Here is a 17,439-nt window from a genome sequence, read left to right on the forward strand (position 1 = left end):
CATACTTTCTGAAACGAAAGAGGAGGCGCGTTTTGAGCTGGAATATCTGTGTCATCGGAGCAGGCAAGATCGGTCAGATGATCGCGACTTTGCTGCAATCTTCATCCAACTATTCGGTCACGGTTGCCGACCGCGATCTGGCGGCGTTGTCCGTGCTGAATCGGCAGGGAGTTTCGACCCGCCAGATTGATGTCAGCGATGAAACGCAGCTGGCTGAGGGTCTGAACGGTTTCGATGCGGTTATCTCGGCGGCTCCGTTTTTCCTGACCCCACGGATTGCCAAAGCCGCCAAATCGGCCGGCGCGCATTATTTTGACCTGACCGAAGATGTTGCCGCCACCAACGCAGTGCGCGAGTTGGCCGCCGACAGCGAGACGGCGTTTATGCCGCAATGCGGGTTGGCACCGGGTTTTGTCGGTATCGCCGGCGCGGCCTTGGCTGCCGAGTTCGATACGCTGGACAGCCTGCATATGCGGGTCGGGGCGCTGCCGCTCTATCCCACCAACGCATTGAAGTACAATCTGACCTGGTCCACCGATGGGCTGATCAACGAATATTGCAATCCGTGCGATGCCATCGTGAATGGCGAACGGGTCAAGACCGCGCCGCTCGAGGATTACGAGCGTTTGGGTCATGACGGGGTGGAATATGAATGCTTCAATACCTCGGGCGGGTTGGGCACGTTGCCAGAAACCCTGGACGGAAAGGCGCGGGACGTGTCGTACCGATCGATCCGCTACCCGGGACACCGTGATATTCTGCGTTTGCTGCTGAATGATCTTGGATTGGAACGTCGTCGCGACCTGATGAAGGAAATCTTCGAGACCGCGCTACCGCGAACCGATCAGGATGTGGTTCTGGTTTTTTGCACTGCAAAAGGCAAGATCGATGGGGCTCTGCGCGAGAAATCCCTGATCAACAAATCTTATGCCCGTACCCTCAATGGTCAGGTCTGGAGCGCCATTCAGGTCACCACTGCTGCCGGTGTTCTGGGTGTGGTTGATCTGATGCGAACGGGTGCTTTGCCCGGCAAAGGGTTCGTGCGGCAAGAGCAGGTGAACCTGTCTGATTTCCTGAACACCGAATTCGGTCAGCTTTATCGCACCGGGGACATAACCAAACAGAACAAGGCGGCCTGAGATATGAAAGACATCGCTATGACAGCCCAAACAACCCTTGCAAATCTGGACCTGACAGCCGCTGAGCTGATGGGCGGCACGCTGGCTGTACGCTCGCCCATTGATGGCGGCATTCTGGCCGAGGTACATGAAACGCCTGCGTCAGGGATGGGCACGGTGTTTGCCAATGCCAAGACGGCATTCAAGGCGTGGCGCACGGTTCCAGCCCCACGCCGGGGCGAACTGATCCGCCTGCTGGGCGAGGAATTGCGCGCCGCCAAGGACGATCTGGGTGCGCTGGTCAGCTGGGAAGCTGGTAAGATCACCTCGGAAGGTCTGGGTGAAGTGCAGGAGATGATCGACATCTGCGATTTCGCCGTCGGCCTGTCGCGCCAGCTTTATGGTTTGACCATCGCATCTGAGCGCCCGGGCCACCGGATGATGGAAACGTGGCACCCGGCAGGACCGGTGGGCGTGATCTCGGCCTTCAACTTTCCGGTGGCGGTCTGGTCGTGGAATGCCGCGCTGGCGCTGGTCTGCGGTGATCCGGTGATCTGGAAGCCGTCTGAAAAGACGCCTTTGACCGCGATGGCCTGCCAGAAGATCTTTGAACGTGCACTGGCCCGATTTGGTGATGCGCCCGACCACCTGCTGCAGACCCTGATCGGAGGTGCCGCGCTGGGCGAGGCGCTGGTGGCCAGCGAGGACGTGCCGGTCATTTCGGCGACCGGGTCCACACGGATGGGCCGTGCCGTAGCCCCCATTGTGGCGCAGCGGTTCGGGAAATGTATTCTCGAGCTTGGCGGCAATAACGCGATGATCGTGGGCCCTTCGGCCGATCTGGAAATGGCCGTACGCGCGATTGTCTTTTCTGCTGTCGGCACAGCCGGTCAACGCTGCACCACGCTGCGCCGTCTGATCGTTCACAACTCGATCCGCGTGGAGCTGGTGAGCCGGTTGAAAAAAGCCTATGCCGGTCTGCCCATCGGCAATCCGCTGACCGAAGGCACATTGATCGGTCCGCTGGTGGACGAAGCCTCGGGCGCGGCCATGACCGCTGCGCTGGACGCTGCAAAGGCCGAAGGCGGCGCAGTCTTTGGTGGCGACCGCGTGACCGAAAACGTCCCTGCCGGTGTCTATATGCAGCCCGCGATTGTCGAGATGCCTGGCCAGACAGCAACCGTAAAGACCGAAACCTTTGCGCCGATCCTCTATGTCATGGGGTACGACGCGTTCGACGAAGCCATCGAATTGCAAAATGACGTACCGCAAGGTCTGTCGTCTTGCGTATTCACTCTGAACATGCGCGAGGCCGAGCAATTCCTGACCGCAGCGGGATCGGATTGTGGCATTGCCAATGTCAATATAGGGCCATCGGGGGCCGAGATCGGTGGCGCATTTGGTGGTGAGAAGGAAACCGGTGGCGGGCGTGAAAGCGGCTCGGATGCGTGGAAGGCCTATATGCGCCGTCAGACCAACACCGTGAACTACTCAGCCGAGCTGCCGCTGGCGCAAGGCGTCAAGTTCGACATCTGATCGTGCTGTCGGCGGTACCTGATGGTGCCGCCGGCTCATCAATCTGCAAACAGATAATCCAATCGCATGATGGCCTGCGCCTGTTCCTGTGAAACATTCAGAAACCGGACAATGGCGTCTTCGTTTTCTGTCCGGTCGCTGGTTTCCCGCAGGCGTGCATGTCGATCCAGCGCGGTGCCCCGGATCAACTCGGATTCGTATTCCATCGCGTTGTGCAAAGTTGGGACAAGCCGTGCCACGGTTTCGGTCGGGCTGTCCTGACCGGCCAACCCCACACGGCGGGCGTGGCCGATCAGGTAATCGTCGGAATATTCACACTCGACTTCAAGCACATGGGTTTTGACCTGATCTGCACAGAAGTCCTGAATGATTTCGATATCTGAGGGATCGATGCATAGAACCAGCCGGTCGGTTTCGAAACTGTCAAACAGCATCCGCACAAGAGCACGCCGGTGGCGGGACCGTTTGAGCAAGGTCGTTTCGATGCCGCCCAGATCGGGCAGAGCCGTATCCTGTTCGTTGAACAGATACTCGACACAAGGGATATCGGTTTCGGACTTAATCTGATCGACCAGACGCTTGGCCACATGCCATTTCTTGCACACGATCAGGAAAACATCGCGGTCCGGTCCCAGCGTATTTCCGGCCTCCCAGAACCTTTGCTTGTGGCGGCGTCCGACGCGCCCTCTTGCGGTTAAGAAACTATGGAGATTGCGACCTTCATCCGAGATGTGAAAATCCACCCCATCCGCAGAATAGAGCTGGCCTAACCGGTCCTTCAGCTCATGTGCCTCGGGGCTGATTTTGCGGGCGAACAGAAAATCCTGCCCTAACAGCATGTCGTAATGGTCGTTATAGAATGTCACGGGCATTCCGTAGTCCGAGAACATCAGGAATGTGAGCGTTCGGTTGTCGATCTCTTCACGGGGAACAAGGTGGCGGACAAGCGTTTGAAAGAAGGTCTCATCCGGTATCCAGGTGGTCGAGAAAAAGCGGATTACATCCGGGCGCTGGGCCAGGAATTCAAAGATCATTTCAACAGTATGACGGCGCAGACACCACCACTGACTGCCGATCATGATCTGGATGTCAGCCGGAACCTCGCGGGTCAGACCAAGTTTTTTCTGTACGTCATAGGATGTATAGAATCGTCTGCTCTGGGTGCGTTCATTGAAGAAATGGCGATAGATCAGCCGGTCTTCTTTCATGCCGGTCTTGATCCAGTTACTGGCAAAAAAGTCGTGGCTTTCGACAAAATCCCTGTCGTTGTCGTTCAGGAACTGATGCGCGTATTCCGCTGTTTTGATCGCCATGCAATCCCCTGACAGCATGTAGAAATGCGTCGCGCGGGGAAAGGCCTCGAGGGCGGCTTGCACTGCGTTCAATGTGGCCTGTACCAAAGACCACTCGCCCCAACCGCATTTGATGCGTTTGGTTGCAAAAGTGACATTCGAATTGGCCTGAAGAGCGCCCTGAATGCGTGCATAGGCCTCGCGACTTGCGCGGGCGTCAAAATGTATGGCCATGCAATCGCCAGCGGCGGTTAGCTGCTCGGCCTGCGCAATGATTGCGTCAGGGTCCTTGTGGCACAACAAAATGTAGGCAATTTTTGCCATTTCAGTTCTTTGTTATCCGTTTCTGCCCGGTTCCCTCTGTGATACTGAGGATGAGCGATTGAATAAACAGATTATTTTTGGTTCTGTAGATACAAAAGCAGGCGCGAATAGTGAGTTACGACCTGTTGAGGAGGCGCAGCAAATGGGTTTTCCCGGTACATGGATGACCGAGAGCGAGAGCATGGTTTACCGTGTTGTCCCGAAATGTGCATGCTCAACCATCGGGCAAATCATGTATTTTTCGGATCATGGCCGGTTTTTTGACGGCGATATCCACGATGCCAAGGACGGGATGCATAAATGGGCGTTCGGTCCCAGCCAGGAGCCGATTTCGACAAATGTCCGAAATCATAACTCCTTTTCTTTCACCTGCGTGCGGAACCCGTACACGCGAATTCTCAGTTCGTTCTTTGACAAGATCTGTGGAATTCAGCGCAACGGCAAACGGTATCGCGGCAATCTGGTGCCGACGCTGATCTACAATTACGGCATCGAGGTTGGCGGAGAGGACGGTCAGGGTGATTTCGACCAGGTCGCCAGTTTCCGCAGATTCCTGTTATTTGCTCGTGACACGATCAGGTGGCGCCGGCCCATGGATCCGGATATCCACTGGTCCGCCATGTCTGGCCATGTGTCGACCTTTATTGCAAATGGCGGACGATATGATCGCATCTTCTGGACCGAGAAGTTCAACGATGGGATGCAAGGTGTTCTGAGCAACTTGGACACGCCACACAAGGTGGCCCTGTCCGAAATCCCGCGGTTCAACGAATCCGAAGGCCACGGACCCAAACGAAAGCATCCTGTCGAGGACTATTTCGACGACCTGTCGATGCATCTTGTCTACGAGATCTACAAACAAGATTTCGATCTGTTCAAATACGATTTTGAAGATCCGGCCAACAAGATGCCGATCGCCGAGATTGATCTGGATGAAGTCCACGCCAAGCTTGGGGATTGAGCTGGAAATCACCTTCTCCCGCCCATCGGCAATGTATCTTGCGAAACATCTCCTCTGGTTGGGCCTGGCGCCGCGCTATGCGCCGCGCCAGGCCCAAGACCGAAGCCGATAGCGCCAGAAGGCGCGGGAGCGCTTTGGGAATTGATTGGGCCGGATCACTTGATTTGGTGTCCGGCCCTTATGTCTTAGACCTCCCGCACGGCCCCTTTTGCCGCGCTGGTTGTCAGTTTGGCATAGGCTTTGAGCGCGGTTGAGACTTTGCGCTTGCGGGGCGCTGCCGGTATCCAGCCTTTTGCATCCTGCTCCTGGCGTCGTTCGGCAAGCACTTCATCTGAGACTGCCAGATGGATCGAGCGGTTGGGGATGTCGATCTCAATACGGTCACCCTGGCGCACCAGTCCGATCTCGCCACCTTCGGCCGCCTCGGGTGAGACATGGCCGATCGACAGGCCGGAGGTTCCACCCGAGAACCGTCCATCCGTCAGCAAAGCACAGGCTTTTCCCAGACCTTTGGATTTCAGGTAAGACGTCGGGTACAGCATTTCCTGCATCCCCGGACCGCCGCGCGGGCCTTCATAGCGGATGACCACCACGTCGCCCTCTTTGACCTTGCTGGTCAGAATGTCGTTCACAGCCTGATCCTGGCTTTCGCAGACATAGGCCGACCCGGTGAAGGTCAGGCTGGCCGGATCGACACCGGCTGTTTTCACGATACAGCCGTCGCGGGCAATATTGCCGAACAGAACCGCCAGACCGCCATCCTGGCTGAACGCATGTTCTTTCGACCGGATCACGCCGCCTTCGCGGTCGGTGTCCAGCTCTTTGTACCGGTTTGACTGGCTGAAGGCCTGCGTGGTGCGCACACCGCCCGGCGCGGCCTTGAACAAGTCTTGCGCCTTGGGGTTGTTGGCCACCTTGATGTCCCAATTGGCAATCGCCTCACCCATCGTGCCGGAATGGACCGTGCTGCAATCCTCGTGCAGCAGCCCGGCGCGGCTGAGTTCCCCGAGAATTGAGAAGATGCCACCGGCGCGGTGGACGTCTTCCATATGCACATTTTCGGTATTGGGTGCGACTTTGCACAGGCAGGGCACCTGACGGCTGAGACGGTCCATGTCGGTCATGGTGAAATCCACCTCGCCCTCATGCGCGATGGCCAGCAGATGCAGCACCGTGTTGGTCGATCCGCCCATGGCGATATCCAGGCTCATTGCGTTTTCGAACGCATCGAACGTGGCGATTTCGCGCGGGAGGAAGCCTTTCTCGTCCAGATCATAGTGCCGTTTGGTGATCTCGACGATCCGGCGACCGGCTTCAAGGAACAGCTCTTTGCGGTCCGCATGTGTGGCCAGAGTCGAGCCGTTGCCCGGCAGCGCCAGACCCAGCGCCTCGGCCAGACAGTTCATCGAGTTGGCGGTGAACATGCCCGAGCACGACCCGCAAGTCGGGCAGGCGTTTTCCTCGATATGCTGAACCTGCTCATCGGTGAACTTGTCGTCAGCGGCGGCCACCATAGCGTCCACGAGGTCGATCTTTTTGGCGTCCAGATCGGCGATGTCGATCTTGCCCGCCTCCATTGGCCCACCCGAGACGAAAATGGCGGGGATGTTCAGGCGCATCGCGGCCATCAGCATGCCGGGCGTGATCTTGTCACAGTTCGAGATGCAGACCATCGCATCAGCACAGTGCGCGTTGACCATATATTCAACAGAATCCGCGATTACCTCACGCGAGGGCAGCGAATACAACATCCCGTCATGGCCCATGGCGATACCGTCATCCACCGCGATGGTGTTGAATTCCTTGGCAACACCACCCGCGGCCTCGACCTCGCGCGCGACCATCTGGCCCAGATCCTTCAGGTGGACATGGCCCGGCACGAACTGGGTGAACGAGTTGACGATGGCGATGATCGGCTTGCCGAAGTCATCATCCCCCATGCCGGTCGCGCGCCACAGGCCACGGGCACCGGCCATGTTGCGGCCATGGGTTGAGGTTCTGGATCGGTACAAAGGCATGATGCTGTTTCCCTATTGCCTCGGGTTGCATGTCTTGGGGTTTGTGCGTTATAGCGCACGTACCACATGTGCGCTATAACGCACAAGAGGATTCGAAAGACATCATCATGGCACCGGACGAGATCACGCTGAAATTACGGGACATGCGGGCCGCATCTGGGCTGAGCCTGTCCAAAGTCGCCGAGATGACCGGCGTCAGCAAAGCCATGCTGGGTCAGATCGAGCGTGGCGAATCCAGCCCGACCATTGCAACGCTGTGGAAGATCGCCAAAGGGTTTCAACTGCCGCTGAGCGCGCTGATTGAAACGGCGAATGGCGATCCATCGGTGTTTCAGACCGTGACCTTTCCGGGCAGTATCGAAGTCAAGATCGTCTTTCCCTTTGATCCCGCGCTGGGGGCCGAGACCTTTCACGTCAGCCTGACCCCGAACCAAAGCCACGAGTCGCCTGCCCATGCGGCGGGCGTCACCGAAGAGGTCTTTGTCCTTTCCGGAACGCTTGAAATCCTGCGTGGAGAGGCCTGGGTGCCGCTGAACGCCGGGCAGGGGCTGCGCTTTGCCGCCGACTTGCCGCATGGCTATCGCGCGGGCGCGCAGGGGACTGCGTTTTTGAACATGCACCATTATGGGCAGCATCTAGAAATTCCTCAAAACGGCGAGGCCTGATCATGACTGCGTTTCTTGACACTTTGACCATCGCCGACAGCGTCGGATCGATCGGGGCGCTGATCGTGGTTGCCGCCTATTTCGCTACCCAGATGCGGATGATGAATTCCGACGATCTGGCCTTTCCGGTGGTGAACCTGTTGGGGTCGGTTCTGATCGTCTATTCACTGCTTGAGAACTTCAATCTGGCCTCGATGCTGATCGAATCCTTCTGGATTTTGATCAGTCTGATCGGGATCGCCCAGTTTTTCCGCCTCAGGCGGGCACGTTAGCGATACAGGCCCCCATCCAGACTTGAACAGACATGCGCGCGCGTATAGGGACAAACCAAGCGCGCATAGGGGAGGCATTGATGCAGGACGATCCCAAAACCCTCGTTTCAACCGAATGGCTTGCGGCCCATCTCAAGGATCCGGACCTGCGGGTTCTGGACGGATCATGGTATCTGCCGCAACACGGACGCGACGCCAAAGCGGAATATGACGCGACCCATATCCCCGGCGCGAGATTCTTTGACATTGATGATATTGCCGATCATCGGTCGGACCTGCCGCATATGGTGCCTCCGGTCGAGAAATTCATGTCGCGCCTGCGGGCGATGGGCGTGGGGGATGGCCATCAGGTGGTGGTCTATGACGGCTCGGGGCTGTCCTCGGCTGCGCGGGTCTGGTGGATGTTCCGCCTGATGGGGCAGGACAACATTGCCGTGCTGGACGGTGGCTTGCCGAAATGGCTGGCCGAGGGGCGAGAGGTTGAAGACCTGCCGCCTGTTATCCGCGACCGCCACATGACCGTGCGGGTTCAGAACCATCTGGTGCGTGATGTCACGCAGGTATCTGCCGCAGCCAAGCTGGGGGATCACGATATCATCGACGCACGCGCAGCCGGTCGCTTCGCGGGTACCGATCCCGAGCCGCGCGAAGGGCTGCGGTCTGGTCGTATTCCCGGATCACGAAACGTCCCCTTCGGCACCTTGTTGAACAAGAATCACACGATGAAATCGCCCGAGGAATGCCGCGCCATTTTCGAGGCCGCTGGCGTCGACCTGTCGAAACCGGCGATTACCTCATGCGGGTCGGGTGTGACCGCCGCGATTCTCAGCCTTGCGCTTGAGCGCATGGGCAAGAAAGACCACTCGCTTTATGACGGCTCCTGGGCTGAATGGGGTGCCTTCCCGACCCTGCCCGTCGCAACCGGAGAGACCTGATGTTTGAACATCTCAAACCGCAACCTGCCGACAAGATTCTAGCGCTAATGCAGATGTACCGCGAAGACCCGCGCGATCAGAAGATCGACCTGGGTGTTGGCGTCTACAAGAATGCCGAAGGTATCACGCCAGTGATGCGCGCGGTCAAGGCCGCCGAAAAGCGCATTCTGGAAGAGCAGGAAAGCAAGGCCTATACCGGTCTGGCTGGTGATCCGGCCTATGCGGATGCGATGATTGACCTGATCCTGCGCACATCGGTGCCGCGTGGCAACATTGCCGCTGTGGCTACGCCCGGCGGAACCGGTGCTTGCCGTCAGGCATTTGAGATGATCCGCATGGCCAACCCCTCGGCCCGCGTGTTCGTCTCGAACCCGACCTGGCCAAACCATCTGTCGATCCTGAATTACCTGGGGATCGAAGCGGTTCCATACCGCTATTTCGATGGCGAGACTCGTGGCGTCGATTTCGACGGCATGATTGCCGATCTGAAAACCGCCAAGTCGGGCGATGTGGTGTTGTTGCACGGCTGTTGCCACAACCCGACCGGGGCCAACCTGAACCTGGTGCAGTGGCAGGAAGTGGTGACCATCATCAACGAGCTTGGCCTCGTGGCGATGATCGACATTGCCTATCAGGGTTTTGGCGACGGTCTGGAAGAGGATGCGCAGGCGACCCGCCTTGTTGCGTCTTCGGTCAAGGAATGCCTGATCGCGGCGTCGTGTTCCAAGAATTTCGGCGTCTACCGTGAACGCACGGGCCTATTGATGGCAATCAGCGCAGATGCGGGACAGACCGCGTTGAACCAGAGCACGCTGGCCTTTCTGAACCGCCAGAACTATTCATTCCCGCCCGACCACGGCGCGCGCGTGGTCACCACGATCCTGACCGACCCCGTCCTGCGGGCCGACTGGGAGGCCGAGCTGGAAGAGATCCGCTTGTCCATGCTGGGGCTGCGCCAGCAACTGGCCGATGAGCTGCAACGCCACAGCGGCTCCGACCGGTTCGGCTTTGTCGCCCAGCATCGCGGCATGTTCTCGCGCTTGGGCGCGGCACCGGAACTGGTGGAACAACTGCGCGCTGATCACGGCATCTACATGGTCGGCGACAGCCGTCTGAACATTGCCGGGCTGAATGCCAAAACGGTTCCGATTCTGGCCAAAGCGATTATCGACGTCGGAGTTTAATTCTGCGGAAAAAAAGAAACCCGGGCGACACCGCCCGGGTTTTTTGTTGGATTGGGTTGGATATCAGCCCTTGGAGAACTCCGGGTACGCTTCCATGCCCAGTTCCGCCATGTCCAGGCCGTTGATCTCATCCTCTTCGCTGACTCGAATGCCGACGGTGGCCTTCAGGATCGACCACAGGATCAATGCGCCGACAAAGGTGAACAGACCGTAGGCGAGGATACCCAGCAGCTGCGTACCCAGGCTGGCTTCGCCGTAAAAGATCACGGCGATGGTGCCCCAGATCCCGGCGAACAGGTGAACCGGGATGGCACCGACAACGTCGTCGATCTTGAACTTGTCCAGCATTGGAACCGCAAAGACCACGATGATACCGCCTACGGCGCCGATCCACAGTGCGCCGAACAGCGTCGGGGCCAGCGGTTCCGCAGTGATCGACACCAGGCCGGCCAGCGCGCCGTTCAGCACCATGGTCAGGTCAGGTTTTTTGTACAGCAGCTGTGTCAGGATCAGGGCTGCCACTGCGCCCGCCGCTGCGGCCATGTTGGTGTTAGCAAAGATGCGCGACACGTCGGATACGTCACCCACGGTTCCCATCGCCAGCTGCGAGCCGCCGTTGAAGCCGAACCATCCCAGCCACAGGATGAATGTCCCCAAAGTGGCCAGCGCCAGGTTCGAACCGGGCATCGGATGAACCTTGCCGTCTTTGTACTTGCCAATCCGCGGACCCAGGATCAGGGCACCCGCCAGAGCCGCCCAGCCGCCAACCGAATGCACGATGGTCGAGCCGGCAAAATCCGAGAAACCAGCCTCGGACAACCAGCCACCGCCCCACTGCCACGAGCCAGAGATCGGGTACATGACGCCGGTCAGAACAATCACGAAAACCAGGAAGGGCCACAGCTTGATACGTTCAGCTACAGCACCCGATACGATCGACGCGGTTGCGGCCACAAACACCAGCTGGAAGAAGAAGTCCGAACCAACCGAAGCATAATCCAATGCCGCGGCGTCAGCACCCACGCCCACCGGATCCAGGACCGTGGTTTTGAAGAACGGTCCAACCCACCCCGCGATGGTCCAGCCGTCGCCGGGGTACATCAGGTTGAAGCCGATCAGCCAGTACATGATCGCGGCAAAGGAAAACAGCGCCACGTTCTTGATCATCTGCATGGCCACGTTTTTCGACCGCACCAGCCCGCCTTCGAGCATGGCAAAGCCGGCGGCCATGAAGAAAACCAAGAACCCTGCCATCAGAAACAGCAGCGTGGTGAAGATGTATTGTGTGTGCAGCGCGGCTTCGCCGGTGGCGGCCTCCTGCGCTAGGCCAATCTGCGGCAGCGCGACTATCGCGGCGGCAGGGATGAGAGATTTCATCAGGTTCATTGTCAGTCCTCGAATAGTGTTGAGTGGGGGCGCTTACAGCGCCTCTTCGTTCGTTTCCCCGGTCCGCACGCGCAGGGCCTGCTCAACGTCGAGGACGAAAATCTTGCCGTCGCCGATCTTGCCGGTCTTGGCGGATTTGGTGATGGTTTCTACGATCTGGTCGGCCATCGTGGCGGGCACCACGATCTCAAGCTTGATCTTGGGTACAAAGTTCACCGCGTATTCGGCGCCGCGATAGATTTCCGTGTGCCCCGATTGCGAGCCGAAGCCCTTGATCTCGGTTACCATCATGCCGCGTATGCCCGCGTCGGTCAGTGCCTCGCGCACCTCCTCGAGCTTGAACGGTTTGATTGTTGCAATAATCAGTTTCACGCTGTTCCCCTCTGCTTCCCCGGTCTGTCCGGCGTGTTTGCACCTGCAGAAAAAGAGCGTGCCGAAGCTGTGTAAGGAACGGTTCAGTGGTCAAATTCGGGAGGAATTGGTGAGTGAGTGCACAATTTTTGCACAGATTCTGCATATCGACTAAATTATAGGCGCGTTAGAGAGGGTGTATTCCGGAAATTCAGACCTCTACTTCATCGGTATAGCAGGGTATGGTGCCTCAAAACGATAACCGGGCAGAGTTTGAGCATGACTGAGTCCAGGCGCCGCAAGGCACCGCTTGTGGCGGACAAAAGATACGCGTCGAAGGGGCGAAAACCCACGGCGACCAAAGGCACTGCGAAACCCGCAGGCAAAAAGGCTGCGGCGCGCAAAACGACAACCCGCAAAAGCACACGGAGAAAGACACGCCGGAAATCCGGCGGTGGTGGTGGCTTTTTTCGCCGGTTGTTTCGGTGGGTCTGGCGCCTGATCTGGGGGGTAAGCTGGCGCGTGGGCGCTGTGGCCGCTCTGTTGCTGGCGCTGGCTGTCGGGGTTGTCTATACCTCTTTGCCTGATGTCGATGCTTTGCTAGACGGGCGCGCGCGCGGGTCGGTCACGTTGTTGGATCGGGATGGCAAAGTCTTTGCCTGGCGTGGGGATCAGTTCGGCGGGGTAATCACCGCGGACACGGTTTCTCCGTATCTGAAAAACGCAGTGGTCGCCACCGAGGACAAGCGATTCTACCGCCATTTCGGCGTCAGTCCTCGGGGTGTCGCTAGCGCTGTGCGTATCAACCTGCGCGAAGGACGCGGGCCTTTGTCTGGCCATGGCGGGTCGACGATCACCCAGCAGACGGCCAAGCTGTTGTGTCTGGGCGTGCCTTATGTGCCCAGCGAATGGGAGTCTGAGGCCGCCTATGAGGCTGATTGCCGTCAGGGATCCCTGTGGCGCAAGGGCAAAGAGGCTGTCTATGCGATCGCGATGGAGGTCAAATACTCCAAGGATGAAATCCTGACCATCTATCTGAACCGTGCCTTCCTCGGGTCCGGTGCGCGGGGCTTTGAGGCGGCAAGCCAGCGCTATTTCGGGATTTCTGCCGCCGAGGTCAGCCCCTCGCAGGCGGCGATGCTGGCTGGTCTTCTGGTGGCGCCGACGCGGTATGCGCCGACAAATAACCTGCAACGCTCGCAGGATAGGGCGCAGTTGGTGATTGGGCTGATGGAGGCGCAGGGCTATCTGTCCTCGGCCCAGGCCAGTGGCGCGCGCAGCAGCCCGGCGCAACTGTCCGAGGCTGCGGCTGCACGCGCCGGTGGGTATTTTGCCGATTGGGTCATCACGGAATTGCCCAGCTTTTTCGGCTCGGACACCACCGATGATGTGGTGATCCGAACCACGCTGGACCAGCGCCTGCAGAAATCCGCAGAAGAGGCATTGCAATATATCTTCAAGGAAAAGGTGCGCGAAGGATCCAAGGCGCAAGCTGCCATCGTGGTGATGTCGGCAGATGGTGCCGTGCGGGCGATGGTCGGCGGGCGCAAGACCCGCGTATCGGGCGCCTTCAACCGGGCCACACAGGCGCTGAGGCAAACAGGGTCATCCTTCAAACCCTTCGTCTATGCCACCGCGTTGGAACTGGGCTATTCGCCTCTGGATACTGTGATGGACGAGCCCTATTGCATCAATATCGCCGGTTCGGGGCAATGGTGCCCCAAGAACTACACCAACAAGCATTATGGGCGCGTCACGCTTGCTGATGCTCTCAAGAACTCATTGAACATCCCGGCGGTGAAAGTGGCCGAGGTTGCCGGTCTGGAAAATGTCCGTACCGTCGCAAGTGAGTTCGGCATAGAAAGCAATCTGGCCGAGGGTCCTGCGCTGGCGCTGGGCGCATCGGAAAGCACGCTGATTGAGATGACCGGGGCCTATGCCGGTATCCTGAATGGTGGCTCAGCGGTTGAGCCCTATGGGTTGACCGAGCTGAAGCTGCTGGGCGACGACGCCCCTCTGATGGCGACGAGCACCGGCATCGGTGAGCGGGTGATCAACGATAAGGCAGCCAAGCAACTGACCTGGATGATGGAACGTGTCGTGTCCGAAGGCACGGGCGGGCGCGCGAAACTACCCGGCTGGCAGGTGGCAGGCAAGACCGGCACCACGCAGGCGGCGCGGGATGCCTGGTTCATCGGGTTCACGGCTGATTATGTGACCGGCGTCTGGATGGGTTATGACGACAACACCCCCCTGTCCGGCGTGACCGGCGGCGGGTTACCTGCGGAGATTTGGAAAGAGACGATGGTGCGCGTGACCGAGGGGATGACACCCTCTCCGCTGCCAATGCTGGCCCCCGATCCGCCCGTCCGGCAAGAGCAGCCCAGGCGTCAGCGCCGCAATCAGGGCAATGGGTTCGAAAATGCGATCAACAACCTGCTGAACAACCTCTTTGGCAACTGATGTAGGCAAGGAAAAGTCGGCGCGCAGGGTCAGCCAATGACAGCATATGGTGCAGAATGCCCGATTCGCATCCGTATCAATGTGAATTCCATCTCTGAACTGCTCTGCCGCTGCCAACATTGCAACTTCCGATATGCGGACAAAGCCGACCTTGGAGAAAAGCGAGGTAATGCTTGAAAAATCTTGCTTCCGCTGGGATGGTTTCTCCGACAGAATTTTCTGAGGAATTTCGAGTGCATTTTCCCAAACTTGCCGCGGTTCCGTCGATTGCTCTTGCAATAACCAGTTCGCAAGCGCTCTCCCAGGATGGGGGACCGATACTGTTCACAAACGTCAACGTGTTTGATGGTGTGAATGAGGAATTGATTACAAATGCCAATGTCGTTGTAACCGACAATCTGATCACAGATGTGTCCTCAGAACCCCTCACCGTCGCCAATGGTATCGTCATCGACGGCGGCGGGCGCACGTTGATGCCTGGCCTGATCGACGTACACTGGCACACGCTTTATTGCTGCAATCCGCAGAGCGTGGTTGTGACCGGCGATATTCTTGAAGTCGCGGTGCGGGGTGCCATCGGGTCCGAAGGCACGTTAATGCGCGGCTTTACAACGGTGCGCGACGTTGGCGGCAATTCATTTGCCATAAAACGGATGATTGACGCAGGCGAGATCGAAGGCCCTCGTATCCTGCCGTCCGGCCCGCCCGTGACACAAACCGGCGGCCACTTTGACTATCGCCCCTACCAAGCGGTTCCGACGAACGGCGCGGATTCGCAATGGTACTGGTACAGCGTTGGTTTGATGGCGCAGGCTGATGGTGTTCCGGAAGTGGTCAAACGCGCGCGTGAAATCATGCGCATGGGCGCGACCCAGCTTAAGATTTCCACCGGCGGCGGGGTGTCATCTACCTATGACCCTCTGGATGTACGCCAATACACCAAGGCCGAAATCGAGGCATTCGTAGAGGTGGCTGACACCTACAACACCTATGTTGCATCTCATGTCTTCACGGACGAGGCAGTCGAGATAGCCGTTGCCGCTGGCGTTAAGTCCATCGAGCATGGCTTCTTGATGAGCCGCGAAACGATGGAACTGATGCGCGACAACGACGTGTGGTTGTCAGTGCAGCCTCTTCTGGATGACGAGGATGGCTTTTCTTTCGACGACCCTGTTAGCCAGCAGAAATGGATCGACGTCACCAACGGTACAGATTTCACCTACAAAACGGCGAAAGAAGTTGGCGTGAAAGTCGCTTTCGGCACCGACATCCTGTTCGATCCCAAACTGGCCGAACGTCAAGGCGCGTTCCTTGCCAAGTTGCAGCGCTGGTACACGCCATACGAGGTGCTGAAAATGGCGACTTCAACCAATGCTGAACTGCTCAAACTCTCAGGCCCGCGCCACCCCTATCAACAAGGCGATTTGGGTGTAATCGCAAAGGGCGCTTATGCCGACTTAATCCTTGTGGACGGCAATCCGCTGCAAGATATCGACCTGATCGCAGACCCGCATGAGAATTTCGATTTGATCATGAAAGACGGCAAAGTCTACAAGAACACGCTGGACTGAGTTCCAGATGAAGTCCTTTGCTCAAAGCCAACTTTGTAACAACTGCTTTGGGGTCAATGCAGACTAACGTCGTCCGTGGCAAGAGCCCGAGCAGACTACGTGCCAGTGATCCACGCCATCGGCTATAGTTGGGCGGCGCATCTGGCGCCGCCTCTATTTTCGGGTGTGACCTCTGATCAGAGGCTGTCGTCCAGCGCCGCCAGAATCGCGTCGCCCATTTCCGTGGTGGAAACCGGCGTGACGCCTTCATCCGCCAGCAGGTCGCCGGTGCGGACGCCATCAGCCAGGACTTTTTCGATCGCAGCTTCCAGACGGTCAGCCTCGGCCCCCTGATCGAAGCTGTAGCGCAGGGCCATGGCAAAGCTCAGGATACAGGCGATCGGGTTGGCTTTGCCCTGACCGGCGATATCGGGGGCGGAACCGTGGACCGGCTCGTACATCGCCTTGGGGCGGCCATTGGCCATTGGTGAGCCCAAGGAGGCGGACGGCAGCATGCCCAGTGAACCGGTCAGCATCGCGGCACAGTCCGACAGGATGTCACCAAACAGGTTGTCAGTGACGATCACATCAAACTGCTTGGGCGCACGCACCAGCTGCATCGCGCCATTGTCGGCATACATGTGGCTCAGCTCGACCTCGGGATAGTCCTGAGCGACCCGGTTTACGACTTCGCGCCATAGAATGCCGGATTCCATGACATTGGCCTTTTCCATCGAGCACAGTTTCTTGTTCCGGCGCATCGCCAGCTCAAAAGCCGATCGTGCGGCGCGTTCGATCTCGGATTCGGTATAGCGCTGGGTGTTGATGCCGACGCGTTCATTGCCTTCTTCGAAGATGCCGCGGGGCTCACCGAAATAGACGCCCGAGGTCAGCTCGCGCACGATCATGATATCCAGACCGGCAACGATGTCTTTCTTCAGCGACGAGAAATCCGCCAGCGCGTCAAAGCATTGTGCCGGGCGCAGGTTCGAATACAGGTCCATTTCTTTGCGCAGCCGCAGCAAGCCGCGCTCGGGCTTGAGGCTGAAATCCAAATCGTCGTATTTGGGTCCACCAACAGCACCCAGCAGAACTGCGTCCGCCTCCTGCGCCTTGGCCATGGTTTCGTCCGACAGCGGTTTGCCATGGGCGTCATAGGCGGCACCGCCGACCAGATCCTCGCTCACGTCGAATTCCAGGCCGCGCTTGGCACCGAACCAGTCGATGATACGGCGCACTTCGGCCATGACTTCGGGGCCAATTCCGTCTCCGGGCAGGATGAGGAGCGAGGGGTTGGACATGAAGGATCTCCTTGCGTTTGACAGCAAAGGCCCTAGCGCCTGCGCCGCATCGGGTCAATGAGACGAACCGGCCTAAACGCAGG

The 17,439-nt window shown here is 58.4% G+C and carries 14 protein-coding genes; 9 read left to right on the forward strand and 5 right to left on the reverse strand.

The features are described 5' to 3' along the window. Window positions 1–32: 32 nt before the first annotated feature. On the forward strand, window positions 33–1,139 hold the full coding sequence (locus tag AC2FIC_RS17285) for a saccharopine dehydrogenase family protein (protein ID WP_496692672.1): 1,107 nt from the start codon (window positions 33–35) through the stop codon (window positions 1,137–1,139). A gap of 18 nt (window positions 1,140–1,157) precedes the next feature. Beyond that, window positions 1,158–2,654 carry an L-piperidine-6-carboxylate dehydrogenase gene (gene amaB / locus AC2FIC_RS17290; protein WP_496692673.1) on the forward strand — a complete coding sequence of 499 codons (1,497 nt, stop codon included), beginning with the start codon at window positions 1,158–1,160 and terminating at the stop codon, window positions 2,652–2,654. 38 nt (window positions 2,655–2,692) lie between these two features. On the opposite strand, the gene AC2FIC_RS17295 is transcribed toward amaB, so the two are convergent. Then, on the reverse strand, window positions 2,693–4,270 hold the full coding sequence (locus AC2FIC_RS17295; RefSeq protein ID WP_496692674.1) for a DUF5928 domain-containing protein: 1,578 nt from the start codon (window positions 4,268–4,270) through the stop codon (window positions 2,693–2,695). A gap of 142 nt (window positions 4,271–4,412) precedes the next feature. On the opposite strand from AC2FIC_RS17295, the gene AC2FIC_RS17300 reads away from it, so the two are divergent. Further along, window positions 4,413–5,231, forward strand: coding sequence for a sulfotransferase family protein (locus AC2FIC_RS17300; RefSeq protein ID WP_142638414.1), 819 nt, complete (start codon window positions 4,413–4,415; stop codon window positions 5,229–5,231). A gap of 185 nt (window positions 5,232–5,416) precedes the next feature. Here AC2FIC_RS17300 and ilvD read toward each other — a convergent pair whose 3' ends face one another. Then, on the reverse strand, window positions 5,417–7,249 hold the full coding sequence (gene ilvD, locus AC2FIC_RS17305; protein WP_496692675.1) for a dihydroxy-acid dehydratase: 1,833 nt from the start codon (window positions 7,247–7,249) through the stop codon (window positions 5,417–5,419). A 107-nt stretch (window positions 7,250–7,356) separates the two neighbouring features. Here ilvD and AC2FIC_RS17310 point away from each other — a divergent pair, with 107 nt between their 5' ends. The 4 genes from AC2FIC_RS17310 to AC2FIC_RS17325 all read left to right on the forward strand — a co-directional run bounded on the left by AC2FIC_RS17310 (window position 7,357) and on the right by AC2FIC_RS17325 (window position 10,305). Beyond that, window positions 7,357–7,914, forward strand: a complete 558-nt coding sequence (locus tag AC2FIC_RS17310; protein WP_496692741.1) for a helix-turn-helix domain-containing protein — start codon at window positions 7,357–7,359, stop codon at window positions 7,912–7,914. A 2-nt stretch (window positions 7,915–7,916) separates the two neighbouring features. After that, window positions 7,917–8,186: a CBU_0592 family membrane protein gene (locus tag AC2FIC_RS17315; protein WP_496692676.1), complete on the forward strand. Its 270-nt coding sequence runs from the start codon at window positions 7,917–7,919 to the stop codon at window positions 8,184–8,186. 80 nt (window positions 8,187–8,266) lie between these two features. Further along, window positions 8,267–9,121, forward strand: a complete 855-nt coding sequence (gene sseA, locus AC2FIC_RS17320; RefSeq protein WP_496692677.1) for a 3-mercaptopyruvate sulfurtransferase — start codon at window positions 8,267–8,269, stop codon at window positions 9,119–9,121. After that, window positions 9,121–10,305 carry an amino acid aminotransferase gene (locus AC2FIC_RS17325; RefSeq protein ID WP_496870196.1) on the forward strand — a complete coding sequence of 395 codons (1,185 nt, stop codon included), beginning with the start codon at window positions 9,121–9,123 and terminating at the stop codon, window positions 10,303–10,305. Before sseA ends, AC2FIC_RS17325 begins: the two co-directional genes overlap by 1 nt. Before the next feature lie 63 nt (window positions 10,306–10,368). Here the strand turns inward: AC2FIC_RS17325 and AC2FIC_RS17330 are convergent, their stop codons facing one another. Beyond that, on the reverse strand, window positions 10,369–11,691 hold the full coding sequence (locus AC2FIC_RS17330) for an ammonium transporter (protein WP_281973849.1): 1,323 nt from the start codon (window positions 11,689–11,691) through the stop codon (window positions 10,369–10,371). A gap of 33 nt (window positions 11,692–11,724) precedes the next feature. Further along, a complete protein-coding gene (locus AC2FIC_RS17335) occupies window positions 11,725–12,063 on the reverse strand; it encodes a P-II family nitrogen regulator (protein WP_142638403.1) in 339 nt (112 codons plus the stop codon). Window positions 12,064–12,321: 258 nt separating this feature from the next. Between AC2FIC_RS17335 and AC2FIC_RS17340 the strand changes: the two genes are divergently transcribed. Both AC2FIC_RS17340 and AC2FIC_RS17345 read left to right on the forward strand, forming a co-directional pair. Continuing rightward, window positions 12,322–14,505, forward strand: a complete 2,184-nt coding sequence (locus AC2FIC_RS17340; RefSeq protein ID WP_496870197.1) for a transglycosylase domain-containing protein — start codon at window positions 12,322–12,324, stop codon at window positions 14,503–14,505. Between the two features lie 233 nt (window positions 14,506–14,738). Then, window positions 14,739–16,076 carry a metal-dependent hydrolase family protein gene (locus AC2FIC_RS17345; RefSeq protein WP_496692680.1) on the forward strand — a complete coding sequence of 446 codons (1,338 nt, stop codon included), beginning with the start codon at window positions 14,739–14,741 and terminating at the stop codon, window positions 16,074–16,076. 176 nt (window positions 16,077–16,252) lie between these two features. On the opposite strand, the gene leuB is transcribed toward AC2FIC_RS17345, so the two are convergent. Further along, on the reverse strand, window positions 16,253–17,356 hold the full coding sequence (leuB, locus tag AC2FIC_RS17350) for a 3-isopropylmalate dehydrogenase (RefSeq protein WP_142638396.1): 1,104 nt from the start codon (window positions 17,354–17,356) through the stop codon (window positions 16,253–16,255). Window positions 17,357–17,439 lie beyond the last annotated feature (83 nt).

The organism is Ruegeria sp. CDSC079, from assembly GCF_059610505.1.

Coding starts and splice junctions, on each gene's coding strand:
- amaB (WP_496692673.1), top strand. CDS start 1,158: ATGACAGCCCAAACAACCCTTGCAAATCTGGACCTGACAGCCGCTGAG.
- AC2FIC_RS17295 (WP_496692674.1), bottom strand. CDS start 4,270: ATGGCAAAAATTGCCTACATTTTGTTGTGCCACAAGGACCCTGACGCA.
- AC2FIC_RS17300 (WP_142638414.1), top strand. CDS start 4,413: ATGGGTTTTCCCGGTACATGGATGACCGAGAGCGAGAGCATGGTTTAC.
- ilvD (WP_496692675.1), bottom strand. CDS start 7,249: ATGCCTTTGTACCGATCCAGAACCTCAACCCATGGCCGCAACATGGCC.
- AC2FIC_RS17310 (WP_496692741.1), top strand. CDS start 7,357: ATGGCACCGGACGAGATCACGCTGAAATTACGGGACATGCGGGCCGCA.
- AC2FIC_RS17315 (WP_496692676.1), top strand. CDS start 7,917: ATGACTGCGTTTCTTGACACTTTGACCATCGCCGACAGCGTCGGATCG.
- sseA (WP_496692677.1), top strand. CDS start 8,267: ATGCAGGACGATCCCAAAACCCTCGTTTCAACCGAATGGCTTGCGGCC.
- AC2FIC_RS17325 (WP_496870196.1), top strand. CDS start 9,121: ATGTTTGAACATCTCAAACCGCAACCTGCCGACAAGATTCTAGCGCTA.
- AC2FIC_RS17330 (WP_281973849.1), bottom strand. CDS start 11,691: ATGAACCTGATGAAATCTCTCATCCCTGCCGCCGCGATAGTCGCGCTG.
- AC2FIC_RS17340 (WP_496870197.1), top strand. CDS start 12,322: ATGACTGAGTCCAGGCGCCGCAAGGCACCGCTTGTGGCGGACAAAAGA.
- leuB (WP_142638396.1), bottom strand. CDS start 17,356: ATGTCCAACCCCTCGCTCCTCATCCTGCCCGGAGACGGAATTGGCCCC.